Raw genomic sequence first — 22,405 nt, forward strand, 5'->3', positions numbered from 1 at the left:
ACTCCGAGTCGGATAGTGGTCTCACCCCGACTCGATCCGCCGCGCGGCGGACCCTCAGGCCGAGTCGGCCAGGCCGTCCGGCTGGCGGATCAACGGCGGGCGGGGTACGGCGCGCCTCGCGCTGGGCGTAGCGCCGACACCGGGTCCGGCCGACCTCGCCACGACGGGCACCACGCGGATCGCCACCGGGACGCGGTCGACGTCCGAGGGCCAGTGACCGCCCGCGTTGGCCCGCGCCGCCGACACCGTCGCGGCCGAGGCCGGCGGCAGGTCACCGGCCGGTGCGACGGCTCGGAGCCGGTTGACGCCCGCCGCACGGTTGGCTCCCCGGGGCAGCGCGGCCGGCGGAGTCGCCATCGTCGGCGCGGGAGGGCGCGGCGGGCCGGATCCTGGCGCGGGGGCCAGCGCCACGAGGGCGGTGTCCCGGCCGACCCGGGAGCGCACCGCGTCCAGCCGTACGACCTCGGCCGGCCGGGTGGCCGAGCCCTCGCCGACCGTACGCGCGGCGGGGTTCACGGCAGCGCCGGGTGGCCGGCTGGCGGTGTCCTGGCGGGGTACGCCGGCGGCCCGGCGGGTGAAGACGGCCCGCAGCGCGCGGGGCAGCCGCTCGGCGGCGACCTGGCGCAGCGCGGGCGCGGCGAAGACGTACCCGTCGGCGTGGTGGGGGAGCAGCAGCCCGGCGGCGACCAGCCGGCGCAGTGTCGGTGCGGACCGGCCGGGCGCCCAGCCGAGCGCCCGGTCGACCGCCGCGCCGGAGATCACGCCGCCGAGGACGCCGGCGGCCATCAGGACCGCCCGCCGCTCACCGTCGAGGTGGTCCAGCTCGGCGCCGACGGCTCGGCGTACCGCCTCGGGCAGCGGGAGCGCCACCGGGTCGGCCCCGTCCATGATCGACGCGACGTACGCCGCCGCGTGCCCGGGCCGGCCGCCGACCAGCGGCAGCAGTCGGTCCACCAGGGCCACCGGCTGGCCGACCCGGGTCAGGAGAAGGCGCAGCAGCCGTCCGGACTGCACCGTGGCCAGCGGTCGGATCGTCACCCGGCGGGCTGGCCCGGGCCGGGTGTCGGCCCACTGTGGTTGGTGCAGGGTGATGACCGCCAGCGGTAGCCCACGTGCCGTCGCCGCGCTGAACAGCCCGTGCAGGAATCTGCTCACCGCGGGCGCCGCGCGGTCCACGTCGTCCACGGCGACGATCAGTGGCCCCTGGTCGGCCAGGCGCAACAGGATGTCCTGGCAGGCCGCCGCGCCGGCCAACGCCGCCGACGAACCGTCCGGGGTGGTCAGCATCCGGTGCAGCGCCGGGACCGCCGCCGCGACGCGAGCCGGCGGGAACAGCGCGGTCAGAGCGGCGACGAGCCGGTCGTGGACCGCCGCGGGGCCGTCGCCGCGACGCACCCCGACGAGACCGCGGAGCAACTCCGCGACCGGTGCCAGGACCTGATCGGGGTACGGCTGGCAGGTCGCCACACACCAGCGCACCGGCACCCCGTCCACCGTGGTCAGCCCACGGGTCAACTCGTGCAGCAGTCGACTGCGGCCACTGCCGGTGGGCCCGACCAGGGAGACCCAGCGCGGGTTCTGCTCCCGGATCGCCACGGTCAACTGGTCACGGATGGTGGCCAGCTCGCGGCGGCGGCCGATCAGCGGGCCGTCGTGCCGGTCCGCGCCGGGACGCACCGGACCGACGGCGTGCCACACCGGCACCGGCGGCACCCGGCCGGCGACCTGCACCGGCGTCAACTGACGCTGGGTGATCAGCCCGGCGGTGGCTCGTGCGGTGGCCGCGCAGAGTGCGACGGCGCCCGGTGAGGCGTACTCCTGCAGGCGGGCCGCGGTGGTGATCACCGCGCCGCTGGCCACGCCGTGCCCGCCGCTGACCGCACCGCCCAGGTCGACCACGACCTCGCCGGTGGCGACACCGACGCGAACCCGGAGTCGGATGTTCCCCACCATCGACCGGCGGTCCAGCGCGGCCTGGATCTCCAGTCCGGCGCGCACCGCCCGGTACGCGTCGAAGCCGTCGGAGTGCCGGGCACCGAACAGCGCCATCACCGCGTCGCCGACGTACTTCTCGACCACTCCCTGCCAGCGGTGCAGCACGCCCGCGACGGTGTCGAAGTAGACCCGTTGCAACGCGCGGACGTCCTCCGGGTCGAGTCGGTCCACCAGTGCCGTGGAGCCGACGATGTCGGCGAAGAGCACGGTGACGGTGCGTCTCTCCTCCGCTACCGGCCAGCGCGATGTCACGCTGCGTCGCGCGTCGCCGACGATGATCCTGGTGGTGGTCATGGTGGCGCACCAACCCTTCTGCCTGCTGAGGCCTGATGACCTCCGGAGATTGGCATTCCTGGGCTGACGGGGGATCTGCAGAACGACGTATGTCGGCCACCCGCAACCTTTAGTCGCAAAGTCGACGCGAGGAGTACCACAAGCGGCAGTTGGCCGTAGAACGGTTCGGGGACCTGTGATTAGGCTGCGTGCCATGGCCAGCGATGTGGACACCGCACCGCTCGTGGGCCGGGCCGAGCTGGTGCAGACGGTTCGGTCCGCGTTGCTCGGTGACGCCGCTCACGGGCAGACCGCCGCCGTCTTCCTGACCGGCGAGAGCGGTGTGGGCAAGACCCGACTGTTGGGTGAGATCGGGGTGCGGCTGCGTGAGCAGGGCGCCGTGGTGCTCACCGGCAGCTGCCTGGACATCGGCGACGCCTCCCCGCTGCACCCCCTGCTGCAGGCGCTGCGCCGCTTCGACGCCGACCTGGCCAGCACGCACGCGCGCACCTCCTCGGCGGTGCGTGGGCTGCTGCAGATGTTCGCCGACGAGACCGCCGGCCCGGACGGCGCGGGCGCGCTGCTGGAGCGGGTCAGCCGCGGGCTGCACCTGATCGCCGAGGGCCGACCCCTGGTGTTGATCCTCGACGACCTGCAGTGGGTCGACCGCAGCACCCGGCAGTTGCTGCTCTACCTGTTGGCCGGCCTCGGTGACCTCCAGCTCTCCGTGCTGGCGGCGGTGCGCGCCGAGTCGTTGCAGGGCGCGCACCCGCTGCGCCGGGTGCTCACCGAGCTGCGGCGGCTGCGGACGGTGCGGGTGCTCGACCTGGCACCGCTGGACCGGGCCGACACCGAGAAGCTCGCCGCCGCGGTGGTGGGTCGGACGCTGCCGGCCGACGCGGCCGAGCAGGTGTGGCAGCGCAGCGGTGGCAACCCGTTCGTGATCGAGGAGTTGGCCCGCGACCTGCGCGACGGCCGTGACGGTCTGTCCGAGACGCTGCGGGAGATCTTCCTCGACCGGGTCGACGCGCTGCCCCAGCACGCGCACGCGGTGGTGCACGCGGTGGCCGCCGGCGTCGAACCGGTGCAGCACTGGCTGTTGGCGCGGGTGCTGCGGATGCCCGAGGACGAGCTGATCGACGCGGCCCGCGCCGCGGTGGCACACCGGCTGTTGGTCGGTGCCGACGACGGCTACCGGCTGCGGCACCGCCTGGTCGCCGAGGTGCTCGCGCACGAGCTGCTGCCGGCCGAGCGGTCCGGGCTGCACCGCCGCTACGCCGAGGCGCTGACCGCCGCGCCGGGCGAGCTGCACCAGGCCCGGCTGGCGCACCACTGGCGGTTGGCCGGTGAACCGGCCCGCGCGTTGCCGGCGGCGGTGGCGGCCGCCCAGGAGGCCGAACGGCTGCACGGTTACGCCGAGGCGCACCGGCACTGGTCGGCGGCGTTGCAACTGGCCGGTGACCCGGGGCCGCTGACGGTGGACCGGGTCGAGCTGCTGGAGAACGCCGCCGAGGCGGCCCACCACAGTGGTGAGCACGCCCGCGCGCTGGCCCTGCTGGAAGAGGTGGCCGGGCTGCGCGGCGGCGAGCCGAGCTGCGCGCTGCACATCCGGCGGGCCCGCTATCTGGCCGCCGCCGGTCGCTCGGCGCTGGCCGAGGAGGAATATCAGCGGGCGTTGACGGCGGCCGACTGCTCCCCACGTGACCGGGCCAACGCCGCGGCCCGCCTGGCCGAGCTGCTGCTGCATCTGGGTCGCTACGCCGACGCCGGCCAGCGGGCCCGGGAGGCGCTGGCGTTGGCCGCCGACGTGGAGGGCTCCGCCACCGAGGTGGTGCTGGCCAGCTCCGCGCTGGGTTTCAGCGACGCCTACCTGGAGGACCCGGACGCCGGCCTCGCGGTGATGCGCGACGCCCTCGACACCGCCGAGCGCGCCGGCCAGCCCGAGGACGTGGCCTGCGCGTACCTGCACCTGGCGGAGCTGCTGACCGGGCCGCTCAACATCCTGGAGGAGGGTGTGGTGGTGGCCCGGCGTGGTGCCGAGCGGGTCGCCGAGCTGGGGCTGGGCCGTACCTGGGAGACCCGGCTGCTGGCCGTCGCCATCAACGGGCTGTTCCGGGTGGGCCAGTGGGCCGAGGCGGAGAAGGTGGTCGCCGCCGCCCTGCGGCACCGGCCGTCCGGTGCGGACGCCGTCGAGCTGCTGTTGGCCCGGTGCCGGCTCTCGGTGGGCTACGGCGACATCGACGCCGCCAGCCGCGACCTCGACGCGGTGGCGACCCTGCTCGCCGGCGGCGGGGCGCGGCACGTCATTCCGCTGCTCACCCTGCGCGCCGGGTTGGCCATGTGGGAGGGCCGGCACGAGGTGGCGCGGTTGGCGGTGCAACGGGGCCTCACCGAGAGCCGTTCCGACGACGTGACGATCCTGTCGGCGCTGATCTGGCACGGCCTGCGCGCCGAGGCCGAGGCGCACGCCAGCCGCACCGTGGCGGTGGACCAGACGGTGGTACGCCGGCTGCGCGACGTGGCGGATCGGGTGGCCCGCAAGAGCGTGGGCGCGGCTCGTCCGGTGCGGTCGGTGGTGGAGGGGTTCCTGGCTCTCTGCGCCGCGGAGGTGAGCCGCCTGGACAGCAGTGACCCGGAGTTGTGGGCCGCGTCGGTCGCCGAGTGGGACCGGCGCCACCACCCCTATCCGGCGGCGTACTCGCGGCTGCGGCAGGCCGAGGCGCTGCTGGCCCGCCGCAGCCGGTTGGCCACCGCCGGCAAGCTGCTGCGGGAGGCGTACCGGGTGGCGCAGGGGTTGGGCGCGGCACCGTTGACCTCGGAGATCCGCGAGCTGGCCGGGCGGGCCCGGGTGTCGCTGGAGGAGCGCGAGGCCATCACCGCCACGCGCGGCGCACCGGCCGAGGCGTCCGACGACGAGTTGGCCGCACTCACCGCACGGGAGCGGGAGGTGCTCGCGCTCGTCGCGGAGGGGCTGACCAACAAGGAGATCGGGCAGCGGCTGTTCATCAGCGAGCGCACCATCGGGGTGCACGTGTCGCACATCTTCGACAAGCTCCAGGTCCGCACCCGCGTGCAGGCCAGCGCGATCCAGTTGCGCAACCTCCGAAGCTGACCCGACGTACCGTCCACTGGCGCGTGTGCGCGCCGGGATACGTCGTTCTACTGATCCGGCGGGTGGGTGTCGGCTGAAAGGCTGGGCCGCGTCGACGACGGCACGGGGGATGCCGCCGACCACCATGGAGGAGAAATGACCGAACCGGTCTGGGGGCCCGTGCACCGGGACATCGTCGACCTGCTCGCCGACCATCCCGCGGACGTGCCGGCCGTGGTCGATCACCTCACGAAGCTGCAGGACCTGCTGGTGCGGCTGCCTCCGTTGGAGGCCAGTTGCCCTCTCGCCGACTTCAACAGGCTCTACCTGACGATCACCAGCAGCGTGTTGGACGGGTTGTACGACGACCGCTTCGTCGACCCGGCCTTCCTCTCCCGGCTCGACGTGGAGTTCGCCGCGCGCTACTTCGACGCGATGCGGCTGTGGACCGACTCGAGTCCGGGCACTCCGAAGGCGTGGTCGTGTCTGTTCGAGCGGATGCGGGGGCCGGACGCCCGGCCCCTGCCGTCGGCGGCGGCGGGCGTCAACGCGCACATCAACTTCGACCTGCCCTTCGCGCTGGTGACGACGTTCGACCACCTGGAGTCGGAGCCGGTCGACGGCACTGACCAGCACCACGACTACCTGGAGATCAACAAGATCTTCGCGGACAAGATCCCCGGCCTGCGCCGGGGCTATCTGGAGCGGTGGCAGCTGCTCATCGACATGCTCAACGGCGACATCGACGACTGGTACCAGGGGGAACTGGTCGAGTACACCCGCGATGTCGCCTGGCGCAACGCGCAGAAGATCTGGCGGTGCCGGCACGATCCGGACGCCCGAGAGTGTGAGCGCACGCGGTTGGACGACAACGCCGCGGCGCTCGGCCGGCTACTGCTCTCGCCCCTCGGGGCGTTCCTGCAGTAGCCGGGACGGGGGGTCCCCGCGCTCCGCCCCGTGGGGGGTGGCGGAGCGCGGGGACGCGTCCCACCAGATCCGCCCACCCGTGGGCCCGCCGACGTCCGGTCGGTCCGCGGGGAACAGCCGGTCGGCCCGGGGGGTGTCGACCGGCTGCCACCGTCGGCCGGCCCGGGGGGTGCCGGCCGGCGGTGGGGGAGGGCTGTGCACTGCTCTGGTCGGTGCCGGATATCCGGGGTGTCGGCGGGCTCGTACCGGGTACGCCCGCGCCATGACCGTCCAGGCCCGGCGCCGCCCCGCCGCCCGTCCCCGGCCCGCGCGGCCCGGCCCGCTGCGGCCGGGTGGCCCGGTGCCGCGACCCACCGCCCGACCCGGTGCGCGATGACCGGTGCCGCCACGCGGTTCGCGTTCCGTTTCGATCCGCTGTTCCGCCCGGTGTTGGCGGTGCTGGGGGTCCGCCCGGCGACCGCCTGGGTCGTCGTCACCGACCGGGACCTGATGATCCGGTACGGCCCGTGGCGGCTGCGGACCGACCGGGACAACGTGACAGCCGTCGAGCTGAGCGGCCCGTACCGCTGGTGGCGGGTGATCGGGCCGCACCTGTCGCTTGCCGACGGGGGTGCGAGCTTCGGCAGCAGCACGGCCGGCGGGATCTGCCTGCGCTTCGGCAGCCCGGTGCCGGCGGTGGTGCCGGGCGGGCGGCCACGACACCCGGCGGCCACGGTGACCATCGCCGATCCGCCCGCACTGGCCCGCCTGCTCGCCGTTTCGGACCCGTCCTGAGCTGGCCAGCCGCGTGCCCGGTTCCGCCGGTCGGGCCCGGATCTTCCGCCTACCGTCGGAGCAGGACCTGTGAGGGTGGGACGGGCGATGGGTGACGAGCACCGGGCGAAACCACGACGCTGGAACGGACGCCGCCACGCGCCGACCGGGCCGGACCCGGCACTGCGGGCGGCCCGTGACCCGGCCCGCCCGCACCGGGGTGGCCGCCCCGGTGTCGTGGTGCCCGAACGCGTGGCGACCGCGGCGCGGACCGCGCCGCCGGCCAGCCCACTGCGCCGGTGGCTCTTCCAGCACCAGGTGCAGCCGCCCGGCCCGGAGTCGGGGGAGGGGCAGAACCGCCGGCACGCCTGGTGGCAGGTGATGTGCCTGACCGGCGTCGACTACTTCTCCACGCTGTCGTACCTGCCGGGCATCGCGGCGGTGGCGGCCGGTGCGCTCTCCCCGCTGGCGACCCTGTTGATCGTCGCGCTCACCCTGTTCGGCATGCTGCCGATGTACCGGCGGGTGGCCCAGGAGAGCCCGCACGGGCAGGGGTCGGTGGCGATGCTGGAGCGCCTGCTGCCGTTCTGGCGGGGCAAGGTCTTCGTACTCGTGCTGCTCGGCTTCGTGGCCACCTCCTGGATCATCACGATCACCCTCTCCTCGGCGGACGCCACCGTGCACCTGCTGGAGAACCCGTACCTGCCCGACGCGCTGCACGGCTCCGCCGTCCCCGTCGTGGTGACCGTGGTGCTGCTGCTCATCCTCGGCGGGGTGTTCCTGCTCGGCTTCCGTGAGGCGGTCGTGGTGGCCATCCCGCTGGTCGCCGTCTTCCTGGCGCTCAACGCGGTGATCGTCGTGGTCGCCGCGGACCGGATCGTGCGGGACCCGGGCGTCGTGTCGGACTGGACGGCCGCGCTGACGACGACCGGCGGTGGGCCGGGCGGCGTGCTGCTCACCGCCGTGCTGGCGTTTCCGCTGCTGGTGCTGGGGCTGTCCGGTTTCGAGACCGGGGTGAGCATGATGCCGCTGGTCCGGGCCGACGGGGCGGACACGCAGGCCCGGCTCGCCGCCCGGATCCGCAACACGCGCCGGCTGCTCACCACCGCCGCGCTGATCATGTCGGTGTACCTGGTCTCGACGACCTTCGTCACCACGGCGCTCATCCCGAAGGAGGAGTTCCGGCCCGGAGGCCCCGCCAACGGGCGGGCTCTGGCGTTCCTGGCGCACGCCCAACTGGGTGAGGTGTTCGGCACCGTCTACGACGTCAGCAGCGTGCTCATCCTCTGGTTCGCCGGCGCCTCGGCGATGGCCGGGCTGATCAACATCGTCCCGCGCTACCTGCCCTCGTACGGGATGGCGCCGGAGTGGGCGCGGGCGGTGCGTCCGGTGGTGATCGTTTATACCGTCGTCAGCGTCGCCATCACCGTCGCCTTCCGGGCCGACGTCAACGCCCAGGCCGGGGCGTACGCGACGGGCATCCTGGCGATGATGGTCTCCGGCGCGGTGGCGGTGACCATCTCCGCGGCCCGCCACCGCCAGCGCGCCAGCGCCGTCGGCTTCACCGTGCTGACCCTGGTGCTGCTGTACGCGTTGCTGGAGAACGTCATCGAGCAGCCGGACGGGATCACCATCTCCGCGTTGTTCATCCTCGGCATCATCGTGGTCTCGTTGGTCTCCCGGGTCACCCGGACCACCGAGCTGCGCGCCGAGCGGATCGAGTTCGACGAGCCGGCCCGTCGGTTCATCACCGAGTCGCTCGCCCACGACGGGCAACTGCACCTGATCGCGAACAAGAGGCAGAGCGGGTCGGTGAAGGAGTACACGGTCAAGGAGCGGGCGCAGCGGGGGATGAATCCGGTGCCCGGGGCGGCGGACGTGCTGTTCCTGGAGATCGACGTGGTCGACCCGTCGGAGTTCAGTCAGGTGCTGCGGGTGCACGGGATCGAGGTGGGCGGCTTCCGGGTGTTGCGGGCCAGCAGCCCGGCCGCGCCGAACGCGATCGCCGCGATCCTGTTGGCCCTGCGCGACGCCACCGGGGTTCGCCCGCACGCGCACTTCGAGTGGTCGGAGGGGAGCCCGATCGCGCACCTGGCGCGCTATCTCATCCTCGGTCGGGGAGACACCCCGCCGGTGGTACGCGAGATCATCCGGCGGACCGAGCGGGACCCGCTGCGTCGCCCCGGGATCCACGTCGGCGGCTGACCGGTTGACCGTTTGGCGGAGTTGAAAGATGAATAGGGGCACTATTCACGTTCACACCTTCCTGTCCGTATTGCGGACCTATCGTGACGTTTGGCGGCCGGCGCTACGTCAGGCCCCCCGCGCCCGGATCGGGGCGCGGCCACGTCTTGCTGGCAGGAAGGCAGGCACCCTTGATGTCCACGTACCGAGGAGGAGACCGCGAGATCCGACCCAGACGGCGGTCCCGATGGGTCTTGGCCAGCGGCTTGCTGGCGGGAAGCCTGGTCGTGGGAGCGGCCGGCGTGGCCGGTGTGGCCGCCGCGGCCGACCGCGACCTCTCCCTCCCGGGTCTGGGCCGGCTGGGCACGGCCTCCGCACGTGACGACGACCGCCGTGCCGGCGATCAGGCGGAGCGCGACCGGGGCGGCGCCGAACGGGGCCGTGCGCCCAGCCCGGGCACCGGCAAGCGGGGTGTGGTGTCGGTGCCGTGCGACGCCGCGAAGCTGGTGGCGGCGTTGGTGACGGCCAACGCCCAGGGCGGCGCGGAGCTGCGGCTCGCCCCCAAGTGCCGCTACCTGCTCACCGAGGCGTTCCACGAGACCGACCAGTACGACGGGGGGATCCGGGACGCCCGGGAGGCGGCCGACGCCGCGGAGACCCCCGGTGACGCCGACGCGCCGCCGCACAACCCGGCCGACGACACCGCCGGCCTGCCGGTGGTGTACCAGCCCATCACGATCGACGGCGCCGGCGCCACCATCGCCCGGGACGCCCAGGCCGCGCCGTTCCGCTTCTTCACCGTCCGCGACGGTGGCGAGTTGACCCTGCGCGACGTGGAACTGCACAACGGCCGCTCGAACATCGAGGGCGGCAGCGTGCACGTGGTGCACGGGGCGACCGCCGTGGTGGAGCGGGTCACCGTCTCGCAGAGCACCTCGCTGTCCCCCGAGGGCGGTGGCGGTGGAATCTTCAACGACGGCAACATGGTGGTCACCGACTCCACCTTCGTCGGCAACAGCGCCTCCGGCGCCGCGGGCAAGGGCGGGGGCCTGCTCAACGGCGGTGTGCTGACGCTGAAGCGCTCCGAATTCCACAGCAACAGCGCCAACGGTTACGGCGGCGGGCTCGGCAACTACCGTGGCGCGGCCGACGTGGAGAGCGTCTCGTTCACCCAGAACAGCGCGGGCCAGGGTGGCGGGCTGGCCAGCTTCTCGGCGCGCACGAAGGTCTCCGACACCGAGTTGCTGAACAACACCGCGCAGATCGGCGGCGGTGCCGCGAACTCCGACGCGGTGCTGGTGATGCGCACGATGACCATCCGGGGCAACACGTCCACCGTCAACGGGGGCGGCATCTCGACGGTGAAGGGTCTGACGCCGCTCGACGACAGCGTCATCGACGGCAACACCACCCACGGTGTCGGCGCCGGCATCTACGCCGAGAAGGCGAACCTGCTGCTCCGAGGCAGCGACGTGACCCGCAACGAGGCGGTCGGTGCCGCGTCCAGCGGCGGTGGCATCTACGCGTCCGCGGGCTCGGTGGCGATCTACACCAGCAAGATCACCCACAACGCGTCGACGGTGAAGCCGGGCGGCATCTTCGCCTCCCACGCCCAGGTCAGGATCGACGACGAGAGCGTGGTCGTCGAGAACGAGCCGACCAACTGCGAGGGCAGCGCGGTACCCGTCGCGCGCTGCTTCCGCTGAGCGCACCCGCGCGCCATCCCGAACGCCCAGCCGGCCGCCCGGACGATCACCGCGATCGTCCGGGCGGTCGACGTACCGGCGCTGTCAGGACATGGCGCGCAGCCGTGCGGCGAGGGTGCCGGCGAAGAAGTCGAGGAAGCCGTCCGGGTCGGGGCCGGCGTTCTGCAGGACGATGTGGTCGAAGCCGGCCTCGACGTACGACCGGACCTTGGCCACGTGCGGCTCGGGGTCGGGACCGACGGCGAAGAGCTGCCGGATGTGCTTCTCCTCCACGTGTGCGCTGGCCGCGTCGAAGTTGACAGGGTTCGGCAGTTCGCTCATCACCTTCCAGCCGGTGACCAGCCACCGGCTGGTCCGCATCACGGCCTGCACCGCCTGCTGCTCGTCGGTGGCCCACGCCAGCGGAACCTCGGCGTAGCGCGGGCCGGCGCCGCGAGCCCGTCGGTAGTGCTCGACGATCGAGGCGTCCGGCTCGGTGGCGAACAACCCGTCGCCCAACTCGGCGGCGAGCTGGGCCGACGCCTCCCCACTGGCGGCCACCGCGATCACCGGCGGGGTGTCCGGCAGGTCGAAGACCCGGGCGTCCTCCAGGTGCAGGTGCCGGCCCTCGTAGGACTGGTAGCCGCCCTGCCAGAGCAGTCGGATGATCTCCAGGGCCTCGCGCAGGCGTTCGTGCCGGCCTCGGACGCTGGGGAAGCCCTGCCCGACCACGTGCTCGTTGAGTCGTTCGCCGGCGCCGACCCCGAGGGTGAACCGACCGTCGGAGACCAACGCCATGGTCGCCGCGGCCTGCGCGATGATCGCCGGGTGGTAGCGGACGGTCGGGCAGGTGACGCCGGTGGCCAGACGCAGGGTGCTGGTCTTGGCGGCGATGGCGCCGAGCACGCTCCAGGTGAACGACGAGTGGCCCTGCGCCTCCAACCAGGGGTGGAAGTGGTCGCTCATCTCGACGAAGTCGAAACCAGCCCGCTCGGCCAGGACGGCCTGCCGGATGATCTCCTGTGGGCCGTACCCCTCCGCGGCCAGCTTGTACCCGATCTGCATGCCACGCTCCCGATTCCGTCCGCCGAGTGACGCCGGGTCGGTTCCCGACCTCGGGGCCGACAAACACCGCCGACGAGCGCAAACCAGCCTCCTAGGACGCCGTGCGGGGTGTGCGGTGACCGGACGCGGACAGCGAACGGCCCGCGCCCCGGGGTGGGGGGACGCGGGCCGGCGGCGTCAGGTCCTACTTGGACGGCTCGGGCAGCTTGCAGTCGACCTTGGGGTTGGCACCGATGTAGTTCAACGGACCGGCCACGATGGTGACCAGGATGGTGCCGGCCTCGGCGCAGTTGGTGTCGTCGCCGCTGTAGTAGCCACGCTGGCCGGCGGCGATCGCGCCGATCACCAGCCAGATCACGACGATGACTCCGAGTATCGAGGTGCCGCGCATCGCTGCCTCCTGAGGATATGTGGTGGAGCTGAGGTGCAGCCGTTGTACCCAATCGGGTCGTGCGGCTAACAGATACCGGCTCCGGACCACTGGATCCTCCGTCCGGCCGATGCCGTTCGCCGTTGCGTACCGCCCGGGATCGGCCGCCCGCACCGGGTAACGCGTGTCGGCTATCGGATCGGCGACCGACCCGGCCGCCACACGCTTCGGCGGACGTAGAACTGCCTCACGGCCCCGCCGAGGAGGACTCATGGACGCCCCGACACCGCCCCTCTACATCGACCGTCCCGAGGACGTCGCGGTCGCGGCCCGCGCGCTGGCTGGCGGCGCGGTCGTCGCGGCGGCGTTCGCCAACTTCTACGTCCTCGTCACCCGTCCCGACGCGGCCACCGTACGCCAGCTCAACCTGGCCAAGGGTCGTCCCGCGCAGCAGGTCGGCAGCATCACCACCGCGGTCGGCCGGATCCCGGGCATGTTCGACTGGACGCGGATCTCACCACGGTTGCCGGTCGGCCGGGTGCGGGCACTGATGGACGCCCTCTACGGGGCTGGGCCGTTCGGCTTCCGGGGGCCGGCGGCGGAGCGGCTCCCCGAGCACCTCACCCAGGTCGACCAGGGGTTGCGGACCACCCAGGTGATCGCACCCGGCCTGACCTGCCCGTCCAACGCCTTCTTCGAGCGGGCGCTCGCCGAGACCGGCTCGGACCATCTCTACATCACCTCGGCGAACCGGTCCCGGCACCTCACCGGGGCGGCCGAGGAACCGGCGCACTGGAAGATCGGTGCCCTCGCCGCCGACTTCGCCCACCTCGACGACCTGGTGGTGCTCGCCCACCGGGACGAGGCGGCGGCCCGCGCCGCCTACCCGGGCTACCTCACCACCTCGGTCACCCTGCTCTCGTTCCACGCCCCGGAGGGTGAGCTGGAGGAGCCGCCCGTGCTGACCGTGGACCGGCACGGCTCGCTGCACCTGGACGACGTCCGCCGCGCCGCCGCGCCGCTCGGCCTCCAGGTGCGCCTGGGCGGCACCGCCGAGCAGCGGTTGCAGGCCCGGGCGTATGCGGGGGCGCTGGTGTGAGCGACTATCGCATCGGTCTGGTGGTGCCCAGTTCGAACACCACCATGGAGACCGAGATCCCGGCGATGCTGCGCCGCCGCGAGAGCGTCGACGCGACTGTCCGCTTCACCACGCACGCCAGCCGGGTACGTCTGCGTCAGGTGACCCCCGACGAGTTGGCCCGGATGAACCGCTCCGCCCTGCGGTGTGCCGCCGAGTTGGCCGACGCCCGCTGCGACGTGCTCGCGTACGCCTGCCTGGTGGCGGTGATGTGCGAGGGCGCGGGCGCGCACGAGCGGGCCGAGCGGCGGTTGGGTCGGGCGTCCGGTCGCGCCGGGCACGACATGCCGGTGGTGACGAGTGCGGGCGCGCTGGTCGCCGGGCTGCGCGCACTGGACGCCCGCCGGGTGGCCCTGATCGCGCCGTACCTGCCGCCGTTGACCGCGACCGTCGCCGCCTACCTCGCCGCGCACGGTGTGCAGGTGACCGAGGCGGTGAGCCTGAGCGAGCCGGACAACGTGGCGGTGGGGCGCATCCCCACGTCCCGCCTGACCGAGTTGGCGCAGCGACTGGACGTGACAGGCGTGGACGCGGTGGTCCTCTCCGCCTGCGTACAGCTGCCGTCGTTGGCGGCGGTGCCGTGGGTGGAGGCCCGACTCGGCCGCCCGGTGCTCACCGCGGCCACCGCCACCGTGCACCAGCTGCTCACCACGCTGGGCGTCGATCCGTACGTGCCGGACGCCGGCCGGCTGCTCGCCGGGTCGACCGTACCCTGAGCGGGCCGGTTGGTGTCAGTGCGGTGGGGACGGGGCCTCCGCCGGTTTGCCGTAGCTGCGCCGGAAGTCCGCGTAGGCCACCCCGACCAGCACCAGGAGCGCGCCGAGCGAGGCGAACACCGGCGGCAGGAACAGCACGGCGGGCGCGATGGTCAGCAGTGCCAGCACACCGCCGGGGCGCGACACCGACACCCGGCTGAACACCTCGTACTCGAAGGAGGCCCGGCCGGCCAGGAAGAGTGCCGGGCCGCCGAGGATCACCGCCGCCCAGGCCGGCGGCGTCCGCCCGGCCGGCTCCTGCAACACGAGGTCGAAGCCGGCCGCCGTGGTCACCACCCCGGCGACCATCAGCAGATGGGTGTACGGCGCGGTGAACAGGAACTTGCTCGGTGACCCCGACCCCTTGATGGCCATCGGTAGCAGCTGACCGGACTTGTGCACGTAGATCCGCCAGAGCAGCAGGGTGGTCAGGAACGCCACCGCGAACACGCCGATGTTCTGCGTCTCGCTGTGCGCGGTGCTGAACATGGTGCCGATGGTCAGGATGGCGTCGCCGAGGGCGATGATGAAGAACTGCTGGTAACGCTCGGAGAGATGCTCCGCGGTGACGTTGCGCTGGGGTTCGGGCACCACCCCGAGCCCCGGCACCGGGTATGCGAGCCGGAAACCGACGTAGTCGATGACGAGCGCGACGGCCCAGCACGCCAGGCGGGCGTCCTCGCTGACGAACGCGCCGATGATCCACGGAATCGCGGACACCGCGAACCAGATGAAGATGCGTGCCGCGCGGCGCTGGGTCTGCGGTTCGCGGCGGACGGCCGGCATCAGGAACAGTCCGCGCCCGAGGTGGATCGCCACGTAGGTGCCGGCGAAGGCGATCCCGCGGTCGCCGAACGCCTCCGGGATCGCCGTGGTCATCAGCAGCGCGCCGAACATCACGGCGCTGATCAGCAGTTTGATCTCGGTGCGTTCCGGGTTGTACAGGTCGGTGACCAGGGTGGTGATCACCCAGGTCCACCAGACGGCGGCCAGCAGGATCAGCGCCTGGCCGGCCCGGTGCCAGTCGAGCTGGTCGACCATGCCCCGGGAGATGAGCGCCAGGGCGACCACGTACACCAGGTCGAAGAAGAGTTCGAGGAGGGTCACCCGGCGCGGGGCCTCCGGGTCGCGCACCGGCGGGCGCCGGGCCCGTGGGGACCCGGGCTCCGGCGCGGCGAGGTGCACGGCTACTCCTGCGGAACCGGTCGACTCGACGGACCCGTCCGGTCCACCTGAACGGACGGTAACGATCGGTCGACCGCCCGGCCGCGAATTCGCCGTGCCTTCCCCCAACCGAGGTGATCGACTCGGCTTCCTGCATGTCGGGGTGTCCGGGCGGGTTGGCTGGCCCGGTTTTCTGAGAGCCGAGTCGATCACCCCTTCGGTGGGGGCCGTGGATGGTGCGGCCTCGACGGCCGAACCCCCGGCCTACCGTCGCGTCAGACGGTGGACCGGGGGTTCGATGTCGTACGTCAGGACGGGTTGCCGCCCGGCAGCACGGCGGCCATCTCGTCGCCGGCACCGGCGAGCACGCGGGCCTGCTGTGGCCAGGTGGCCAGCCCGGGCGCGGCGCGCAGGCCGGCGGCCCGGATCAGGTCACGCAGCGCCGCCTCGTCCAGCGCACCGAGTTGGACGTACGTGCGTACACCGGCGTCCTGCAACGCCGCCGCCATCTTCGGCCCGATCCCCTGGATCCGGCGGAAGTCGTCGGCCGGGCCCGTGAGGTCGGCGTCCGTGCCGTTGGCAGCGGTCGTCACGACCGGAGGGGTCGCGGCCACGGCCGGTACGACCGCAGGCACGGCCACCGCCGACGGCACCGACTCCGGCTCGGCGTCCGCGTCCGTCGGCACTGCTTCCACGCCGTTGGCGTCCGTCGGGTCGGTGTTCCGCGCGTCGGCGTTCACCGGCACCGCGGCCTCGGTCGCCACCTCGCCGGCCAAGCTGGTCGCGGTCGGCTCGTCGGCCAGGTCGGTCGCGGTCGGCTCATCGGCCGGGGTGACCGCGGTCGGCTCGTCGGCCAGGTCGGCCGCGGTCGGCTCGTCCGCCGGGCTGGTCGCGGTCGGCTCGTCGACCGGGGTGACCGACGTCGGCTCGTCGGCCTGGCTGACTGCGGTCGGCTCGTCGGCCGGCGCGGTGTCGAGCGGAAGGTCGTCCGCGGGCTGGCGGGGGGCGATCACGGCCGCCGGAGCGGGCTGCTCCTCGACGGTGACCGGCTCGGGGGTCGACTCCACAATGGGCTCCGACGGCAGGTCAGACGCGTCGGACGGTGCCGACGGTGGGGCCTCGGTCAGCGCCATGTCGGCCGGGTCGACGGTGCTCGGGGCGTCCGCCGGGACCTCCACCGGTGTGGGCCCACTGTCCGGTCCGGTGACGGCGGCGGGCGCGCTGACCGTGTCCACCGGCACCGGTTCGTCGGCGACCGCGACGGGGGCCGGGTCGATGGTGGCCGCGGGCCGGGCCTCGTCGGTGGTGGCCGGCGGCGTCGGCGTGGCGATCACCGCCAGGCCCGCTACCGGATCTCCGTCCACTATCGAATTGCCCTGCACGCCCCGCCGGCCGCGCAGCAGCCACCCGGCGGCCAGGCCCAGCAACAGTGCCAGTACCACTATCAGCGAGTGTCCGATAGACCACGCCACGGCGAACCTCCCTCTCAACTCGTTGGAAAAGGCACGAGAAAAACTCGCCGCAGCTTCGCACACGCGTGTTGCCGGCAAGTGAGAGGATCGGCCGCAGGCGTCCCGGTCGGGGTGACCACCTCAGGCGGTGCCCGCCGAGTAACGCAGCGTCGCACCGAACAAGCGGCGTCGCCACCAGAGCGGCGTCACCACCAGAGCGGCGTCGCCACCAGACAAGCAACGTCGCACCAGGACGACACGAAGACCCGGCACGACGAGACCCGGCACGACGAGACCCGGGCCCGGCGGGGGACGCCGAGCCCGGGCCGATGTCTGACTCAGGCCTGGTCGCCCTCGTAGGTGTGGAAGTCGTCGACGAACCGGCGCCGCAGCCGGGGTACCCGACTCGTCACTCCGAAGTAGCCGCGCGCGCCGAGCAGCGCGAGCCGACCCACCACCGGCCGGTACATCCGGTCGTCGCCGCTGGTGCCGCTGCGGTTGAGCGATTCGGCGACCCGCGCGAAGCCGTACGGCACCATCGCCGCCTCGTAGTCGGCGACCGCCTGCACCAGCGTCTTGTCGCCGGTGGCGGCGCGGCCGAGCTGTTCGCAGAGCAGGCGGGCGTCGCGCAGTGCGGTGTTCGCGCCCACCCCGCGACCCGGGGTCATGGTGTGGATGGCGTCGCCGAGCATGGTGACGGTGCTGCTCTTCCAGGGCGGCACCGGCTCGGACGTGGACACCCGGATCGGTAGGGCACTGGCCGGGTCCGCCCGGGTCAGCAACTCCCGTAGGTTCGAGTGCCAGTTCGAGGTGAGGTCCAGGGCGACGCGTACCAGGTCCTCGCCGCGGCGTTCCATGACGTCGGCGGGGAATCGGCGACCCGTGCTCCAGATGATCAGGTTGATGTTGTCGGTGGTGGTGTCGTGGGCCAGGCCGGGCCAGTTGCGCAGCAGCGCGGCGTCGGCGTCGCTGACGCCGGGTTTGATCGCCCGGCGGGCGTCCCACTTGAACTCCATGACGTGCAGTACGCCCATCATCCCGCCGACGCCGAAGATCAGTGAGATGCCCTGGCGGACCCGCTCCGGGACGAGGCCGCGGGTGTGCGCGGTGAGCGGGATGCGGGTGGCGATGTTGATGGTGCCGGCGTCGCGGGTGACGGCGTGCGGCAGGTACTGCCGGCGTACCGCCGAGTGGGTGCCGTCCGCCGCCACCAGCAGGTTGCCGGTGGCGCTGGTGCCGTCGGCGAAGTACGCGGTGACCGTGCCGTCGTCGCGCTGCTCGTAGCGGGTGAAGGTCTTGTCGAAGTGCACCACGTCGTCCAGGCCGGTCAGCAGCACCTGGCGCAGCACCATCCGGGCCACCGAATGTTCGGTGTGTACCGGGTCGGCGCTCGGTCGCAGGGGGAAGGATGCGGTCTGGCGCAGCCCCTGGGTGACCACGTTGAAGTAGTGCGGCGGCCGCGCGCAGGTGGCCAGGAAGGTGGCGAACAGTTCCGGGGGCAGGCATTCCCGCAGCGCCCGGCTACCGGTGGGGCCGATGCCGACCCGGTAGCCGAGCAGACCGTCGGCGCGGTCGCGGTGCCGCTCGTAGACGGCGACGCTGATCCCGGCGCGGCGCAGGCCGTGCGCCAGGCACAACCCGCCAGTGCCGGCGCCGATGACCAGGACGTGCGGCGCTGCGCCGGACATCTCAACCGGCCGGTCGCGCCGCGGGCGCGTCGGTACCGGCCGGTCGCGCCGCGGGTAGGTCGGTACTGGCCGGTCGCGCCGCCGGCCCGTCGGTACTGGCCGGTCGCGCGTCCCACCGGTAGAAGCAGCCGGCGATGGCGTCCCGGGGGGAGCGCCAGGTCGGCAGGTACGGCGAGGTGTGCGCGGAGAGCCGTTCGTTGACCTGTTGGAAGAGCGGGTGGTTGCGGGCCGCCGCGAGGGCGTCCGGGTCGACGTCGTCCGAGGTCTCCAGCAGGTGTACGCACAGGTCGTGCAGGCAGTACAGGGACCGGTGCGTGACGCCGGTCAGACCGGGCAGGTCGGTGGCGTCGGATTCGGCGAAGATCTGCGCGACCCGCCCCTCCGCGCCCGGGATGATCCGGCTGACGATCAGTAGACGACTCATGGGACCCCTTCCGCCGGTGGCCTCCCGACCCTCGGATCGGCGCCACGTGCTCTGTGCGCCTACCGTGCCGCAGCGTCTGTCACATCTCCGTCACGTACGCCGGCCCGCCGGTGACGGGCGGTCGGTGACGGCGTCGCGGGTGGCCTGCCGGATCGGGGCGAGCGTGTCGTCGAGCAGGGCGCTCATCGCGGGGCTCGGCTCCAGACTCAGCTCCCTGCGCAGCAGGTCCCGGTAGACGTAGAAGGCGTGGACGGCCTCGAAGGCGTTGCCCTCGGCCAGGTGGATGCGGACCACCAGCCGGTGCGGTGTCTCCCGTAACGGCTCGGCGGCCATCGCCTCCAGCGCGGCTTCCAGGGCCTCGCCGTGTCGCCCCGCGGTGAGGTGTTGCCCGGCGACCTGTTCCAGCATGTGCAGGCGGAGTTGGCGCAGTCTCTCCCGGTCCAGCAGCACCCAGTCGTCGTACCAGCCGGGCAGGAGGTCGTGTCGGCCGGCGGCGAGTGCTCCCGCGGCGATGCCGGGGTCGTCGCCGTCGCGGACCCGGGCCGCGGTGCCGACCAGGTCGTCCACGTCGAGCCGGACCGTCGGGTCGAGCCGTACGGTGTCGCTGGCCACGGTCATCGGGCAGCACGGGTCCTGCCGGAGTCGCCACAGCGCGGTGCGCAGTGAGGACAGCGCTCGTTCCTCCGAGGCATCGGGCCAGAGCAGGCCGGCGAGTTGGCTGCGGGTGGCGCCCGGGCGCAGCCCGATCAGCGCGATCACCCGTTGCAGCCCGCGGGGCACCACGACCGGCATCGCCTCGCGCAACAGCCGGAAACCGCCGAGCAGGTGGAGTGCGACGCCCTCTCCGGGTGGGCCCCCGGCGGTCGGCACGGACGGGTCAGCGGTCACGGCGGCACCCCCTGCGGAACGCTCGTCCCGACTGTCTGCTGTGGCCCGGATCGGTTGCCCGTGACGCCACTGTCGGCCCCACCGGTGCAGGCGCGGCCCTCGGCTGCCGGGCGCGGCCCCGCCCGCCGAGGCTGCCGGGCTGACCACGGTGAAGATTATCAATAACAGTCACGTTGAGTCAACGGCGCGGTGGGCCTGCTGTTGGCGACAGTCAACCTGAGATCGCTTCCGAACTGCGCAAACGCTGTGAGGGGATACAACGCTTGCATAGCTGATACACAGGTTGCGTCAACGCAGCGTCACCAAGGGGCGTCGCTGATCGGTGTGGCCCGGTGACGCCGCCGTGACGAGGACTGCCGCATCGTGTCGGCAGTCGTCCAGCGTCCGGGGGCGACCCGTCGCCGGCCGGACGCCGTGGGGGGAGGCCCAGCATGGACCGATCGCTGATCGTCGCGAAGGTGGATCCGACCGCCGAGGAGCGGGTCGCCGAGATCTTCGCCGAGTCGGACGCGACGGAACTGCCGCGTCTGGTCGGTGTCCGGCACCGCTCGCTGTACCGGCTGCACGACCTCTACGTGCATCTGCTCGAGACCGAGCATCCGGCGGAGAGCGCGGTGGAGGGTGCCCGGGGCCACCCGGAGTTCATCCGGGTCAGCGACCGTCTGCGCCCGTACGTGTCGCCGTACCTGCCCACCTGGCGCTCACCGCGCGATGCGATGGCGCGGTGCTTCTACCGGTTCGACGCCCCGGACACCCGGCGGCGGCCGTGACCGCCACCGCACCCCGCGAGGAACAGCTCTGGTCCCGCTGCGCCGGCTGCGCCAGCCTGCTCTACCGCAAACGGCTACGCCGCAACCTGGACGTCTGCCCGGAGTGTGGCGAGCACGCCCGCCTCGGCGCTCCGGAACGCCTGCGCCAACTCGTCGACCCGGGGTCGCTGCGCCTGCTGCCCGACCAGCTTCCCGAGGCGGACCCGATCGACTTCGTCGACGTGCTGCCGTACCCGCACCGGCTCAGCGCCGCCCGCGCCAGCACCGGCCTCTCCGAGGCGGTGGTCTGCGCCACCGCCACCATCGGTGGTCACCCGGCCGTGTTGGCGGTGATGGACTTCCGCTTCCTCGGCGGCAGCCTGGGCTGCGCGGTGGGCGAGCTGATCACCCGGGCCGCCGAACGGGCGCTGGACGACCGGATCCCGCTCATCCTGGTCACCGCCTCCGGCGGGGCACGGATGCAGGAGGGCGTGCTGTCGTTGATGCAGATGGCCACCGTCAGCCAGGCCATCGCCGCGTTGCGCGAGGCGGGCCTGCTCACCGTGAGCGTCCTCACCGACCCGACCTACGGCGGGGTGGCCGCGTCGTTCGCCACCAACACCGACCTGGTGCTCGCGGAGAGCGGCGCGCGGATGGGCTTCGCCGGCCCCCGGGTGATCCGTCAGGTCACCGGCCGGGCCCTGCCGGAGGGTTTCCAGACCGCCGACGTCCTGCTCCGGCACGGGCAGGTCGACATGGTGGTGCAGCGCCGGTCCCTGCGCCCTCGGCTGGGGGCGCTGCTCGCCGCCACCCGCGCCACCCGCCCGAGTCGTCCGCCCGTACCCCGGCAGGAGCCGGCGCCGCGTCGCGAGCGCCTCGCCGAGACCGGCCCGACGCCCGCGCGCCCGGCCGACCCGACGACCGTCGGGGTCGAGCCGACCAACCCGGCGGTACGCGACGCGTGGGACACCGTCCGGATGGCCCGGCACCCCGGGCGACCCACCACACTGGACTACCTCGACTCCGTCTTCGACGGGTTCCTGCAGCTGCACGGCGATCGGCTGGGCGCGGACTGCCCGGCCATCGTGGGCGGGGTGGCGCGGCTGGCCGACCGGCACGTGATGGTCATCGGCCACCAGAAGGGGCACACCACCGCCGAGTTGGTGGCCCGCAACTTCGGCATGGCCAGCCCGGCCGGGCATCGCAAGGCGCTGCGGTTGATGCGCCTCGCCGCCCGCCTCGGCCTGCCCGTGGTCACGCTCGTGGACACCCCCGGCGCCGACCCCGGGGTGAGCGCCGAGGAACAGGGCCAGGCGGCGGCCATCGCGGAGAACATCCTCACCCTCACCGTACTGCCCACCCCCGTGCTCGCGGTGATCACCGGAGAGGGCGGCAGCGGCGGTGCCCTGGCCCTCGCCGTCGCCGACCGGGTGCTGATGCTGGAGAACGCCGTCTACTCGGTGATCAGTCCGGAGGGCTGTGCCGCGATCCTCTGGCCGGACCGGTCCGCCGCACCACAGGCCGCCCGCGCGCTCCGACTGACCGCGCCGGACCTGTGCCGGCTCGGGGTTGTCGACGAGGTCGTACCGGAGCCGTCCGGTGCCGCCCACGACGACCCGGCGGAGACCGCGCGCCGGCTGCGTGCGGCCCTGCTGACCAATCTGCTGCCGCTGCTGGACGTGCCGCCCGCCATGCTGGTACGCCTGCGCCGACAGCGCTTCCGACGCTTCGGCACGACCCGTGCCGGCTCCCGGGCGGGTGCCCGGTGACCGCCGGTGAGGCGACGGTGTCGACGGTCGGGACGC

General features: G+C 73.1%; 16 protein-coding genes and 1 pseudogene. 9 read left to right on the forward strand and 8 right to left on the reverse strand.

Annotation, left to right across the window (positions count from 1 at the left end):
• Positions 1 to 54: 54 nt before the first annotated feature.
• The gene (locus AB0B57_RS34405) at positions 55 to 2,289 is read right to left on the reverse strand and encodes an adenylate/guanylate cyclase domain-containing protein (protein WP_357079770.1); all 2,235 of its coding nucleotides are present in this window, start codon (positions 2,287 to 2,289) and stop codon (positions 55 to 57) included.
• A gap of 193 nt (positions 2,290 to 2,482) precedes the next feature.
• Here AB0B57_RS34405 and AB0B57_RS34410 point away from each other — a divergent pair, with 193 nt between their 5' ends.
• The 5 genes from AB0B57_RS34410 to AB0B57_RS34430 all read left to right on the forward strand — a co-directional run bounded on the left by AB0B57_RS34410 (position 2,483) and on the right by AB0B57_RS34430 (position 10,929).
• Positions 2,483 to 5,380: an AAA family ATPase gene (locus tag AB0B57_RS34410; RefSeq protein ID WP_357079773.1), complete on the forward strand. Its 2,898-nt coding sequence runs from the start codon at positions 2,483 to 2,485 to the stop codon at positions 5,378 to 5,380.
• A 135-nt stretch (positions 5,381 to 5,515) separates the two neighbouring features.
• Positions 5,516 to 6,286, forward strand: a complete 771-nt coding sequence (locus tag AB0B57_RS34415) for a DUF5995 family protein (RefSeq protein WP_357079776.1) — start codon at positions 5,516 to 5,518, stop codon at positions 6,284 to 6,286.
• A 372-nt stretch (positions 6,287 to 6,658) separates the two neighbouring features.
• Positions 6,659 to 7,060: a hypothetical protein gene (locus tag AB0B57_RS34420; RefSeq protein WP_357079780.1), complete on the forward strand. Its 402-nt coding sequence runs from the start codon at positions 6,659 to 6,661 to the stop codon at positions 7,058 to 7,060.
• A gap of 87 nt (positions 7,061 to 7,147) precedes the next feature.
• The gene (locus tag AB0B57_RS34425; protein ID WP_357079783.1) at positions 7,148 to 9,244 is read left to right on the forward strand and encodes an amino acid transporter; all 2,097 of its coding nucleotides are present in this window, start codon (positions 7,148 to 7,150) and stop codon (positions 9,242 to 9,244) included.
• 173 nt (positions 9,245 to 9,417) lie between these two features.
• Complete coding sequence (locus AB0B57_RS34430) at positions 9,418 to 10,929, forward strand: hypothetical protein (RefSeq protein WP_357079787.1); 1,512 nt, start codon at positions 9,418 to 9,420, stop codon at positions 10,927 to 10,929.
• A gap of 84 nt (positions 10,930 to 11,013) precedes the next feature.
• On the opposite strand, the gene AB0B57_RS34435 is transcribed toward AB0B57_RS34430, so the two are convergent.
• Both AB0B57_RS34435 and AB0B57_RS34440 read right to left on the reverse strand, forming a co-directional pair.
• Positions 11,014 to 11,973 (reverse strand): TIGR03557 family F420-dependent LLM class oxidoreductase, encoded by a 960-nt coding sequence (locus tag AB0B57_RS34435; protein ID WP_357079790.1) that lies wholly within the window; start codon positions 11,971 to 11,973, stop codon positions 11,014 to 11,016.
• Between the two features lie 184 nt (positions 11,974 to 12,157).
• The gene (locus AB0B57_RS34440) at positions 12,158 to 12,364 is read right to left on the reverse strand and encodes a hypothetical protein (protein ID WP_030327576.1); all 207 of its coding nucleotides are present in this window, start codon (positions 12,362 to 12,364) and stop codon (positions 12,158 to 12,160) included.
• Between the two features lie 250 nt (positions 12,365 to 12,614).
• Between AB0B57_RS34440 and AB0B57_RS34445 the strand changes: the two genes are divergently transcribed.
• Positions 12,615 to 13,442 (forward strand): hypothetical protein, encoded by an 828-nt coding sequence (locus tag AB0B57_RS34445; RefSeq protein ID WP_357079794.1) that lies wholly within the window; start codon positions 12,615 to 12,617, stop codon positions 13,440 to 13,442.
• Positions 13,439 to 14,197 (forward strand): Asp/Glu racemase, encoded by a 759-nt coding sequence (locus tag AB0B57_RS34450; protein ID WP_357079797.1) that lies wholly within the window; start codon positions 13,439 to 13,441, stop codon positions 14,195 to 14,197. Before AB0B57_RS34445 ends, AB0B57_RS34450 begins: the two co-directional genes overlap by 4 nt.
• Positions 14,198 to 14,212: 15 nt before the next feature.
• On the opposite strand, the gene AB0B57_RS34455 is transcribed toward AB0B57_RS34450, so the two are convergent.
• The 5 genes and pseudogenes from AB0B57_RS34455 to AB0B57_RS34475 form a co-directional block, all read right to left on the reverse strand.
• Positions 14,213 to 15,421, reverse strand: a complete 1,209-nt coding sequence (locus AB0B57_RS34455; RefSeq protein WP_357079800.1) for a low temperature requirement protein A — start codon at positions 15,419 to 15,421, stop codon at positions 14,213 to 14,215.
• A 287-nt stretch (positions 15,422 to 15,708) separates the two neighbouring features.
• Complete coding sequence (locus tag AB0B57_RS34460; RefSeq protein WP_357079803.1) at positions 15,709 to 16,842, reverse strand: hypothetical protein; 1,134 nt, start codon at positions 16,840 to 16,842, stop codon at positions 15,709 to 15,711.
• A 347-nt stretch (positions 16,843 to 17,189) separates the two neighbouring features.
• Positions 17,190 to 18,539, reverse strand: coding sequence for an NAD(P)/FAD-dependent oxidoreductase (locus tag AB0B57_RS34465; protein WP_357079806.1), 1,350 nt, complete (start codon positions 18,537 to 18,539; stop codon positions 17,190 to 17,192).
• Between the two features lie 106 nt (positions 18,540 to 18,645).
• Positions 18,646 to 18,963: pseudogene (locus AB0B57_RS34470) on the reverse strand (TcmI family type II polyketide cyclase); the annotation flags it as partial.
• Between the two features lie 90 nt (positions 18,964 to 19,053).
• The gene (locus AB0B57_RS34475) at positions 19,054 to 19,851 is read right to left on the reverse strand and encodes a BTAD domain-containing putative transcriptional regulator (RefSeq protein ID WP_357079809.1); all 798 of its coding nucleotides are present in this window, start codon (positions 19,849 to 19,851) and stop codon (positions 19,054 to 19,056) included.
• Positions 19,852 to 20,282: 431 nt separating this feature from the next.
• Between AB0B57_RS34475 and AB0B57_RS34480 the strand changes: the two genes are divergently transcribed.
• A complete protein-coding gene (locus tag AB0B57_RS34480; RefSeq protein WP_357079812.1) occupies positions 20,283 to 20,621 on the forward strand; it encodes a TcmI family type II polyketide cyclase in 339 nt (112 codons plus the stop codon).
• The gene (locus AB0B57_RS34485; RefSeq protein WP_357079814.1) at positions 20,618 to 22,369 is read left to right on the forward strand and encodes an acetyl-CoA carboxylase carboxyltransferase subunit alpha; all 1,752 of its coding nucleotides are present in this window, start codon (positions 20,618 to 20,620) and stop codon (positions 22,367 to 22,369) included. Before AB0B57_RS34480 ends, AB0B57_RS34485 begins: the two co-directional genes overlap by 4 nt.
• The last annotated feature ends 36 nt before the right edge of the window (positions 22,370 to 22,405 follow it).

Origin of the sequence: Micromonospora sp. NPDC049101 (genome assembly GCF_040648675.1) — a bacterium.
Classification (GTDB): Bacteria; Actinomycetota; Actinomycetes; order Mycobacteriales; family Micromonosporaceae; genus Micromonospora.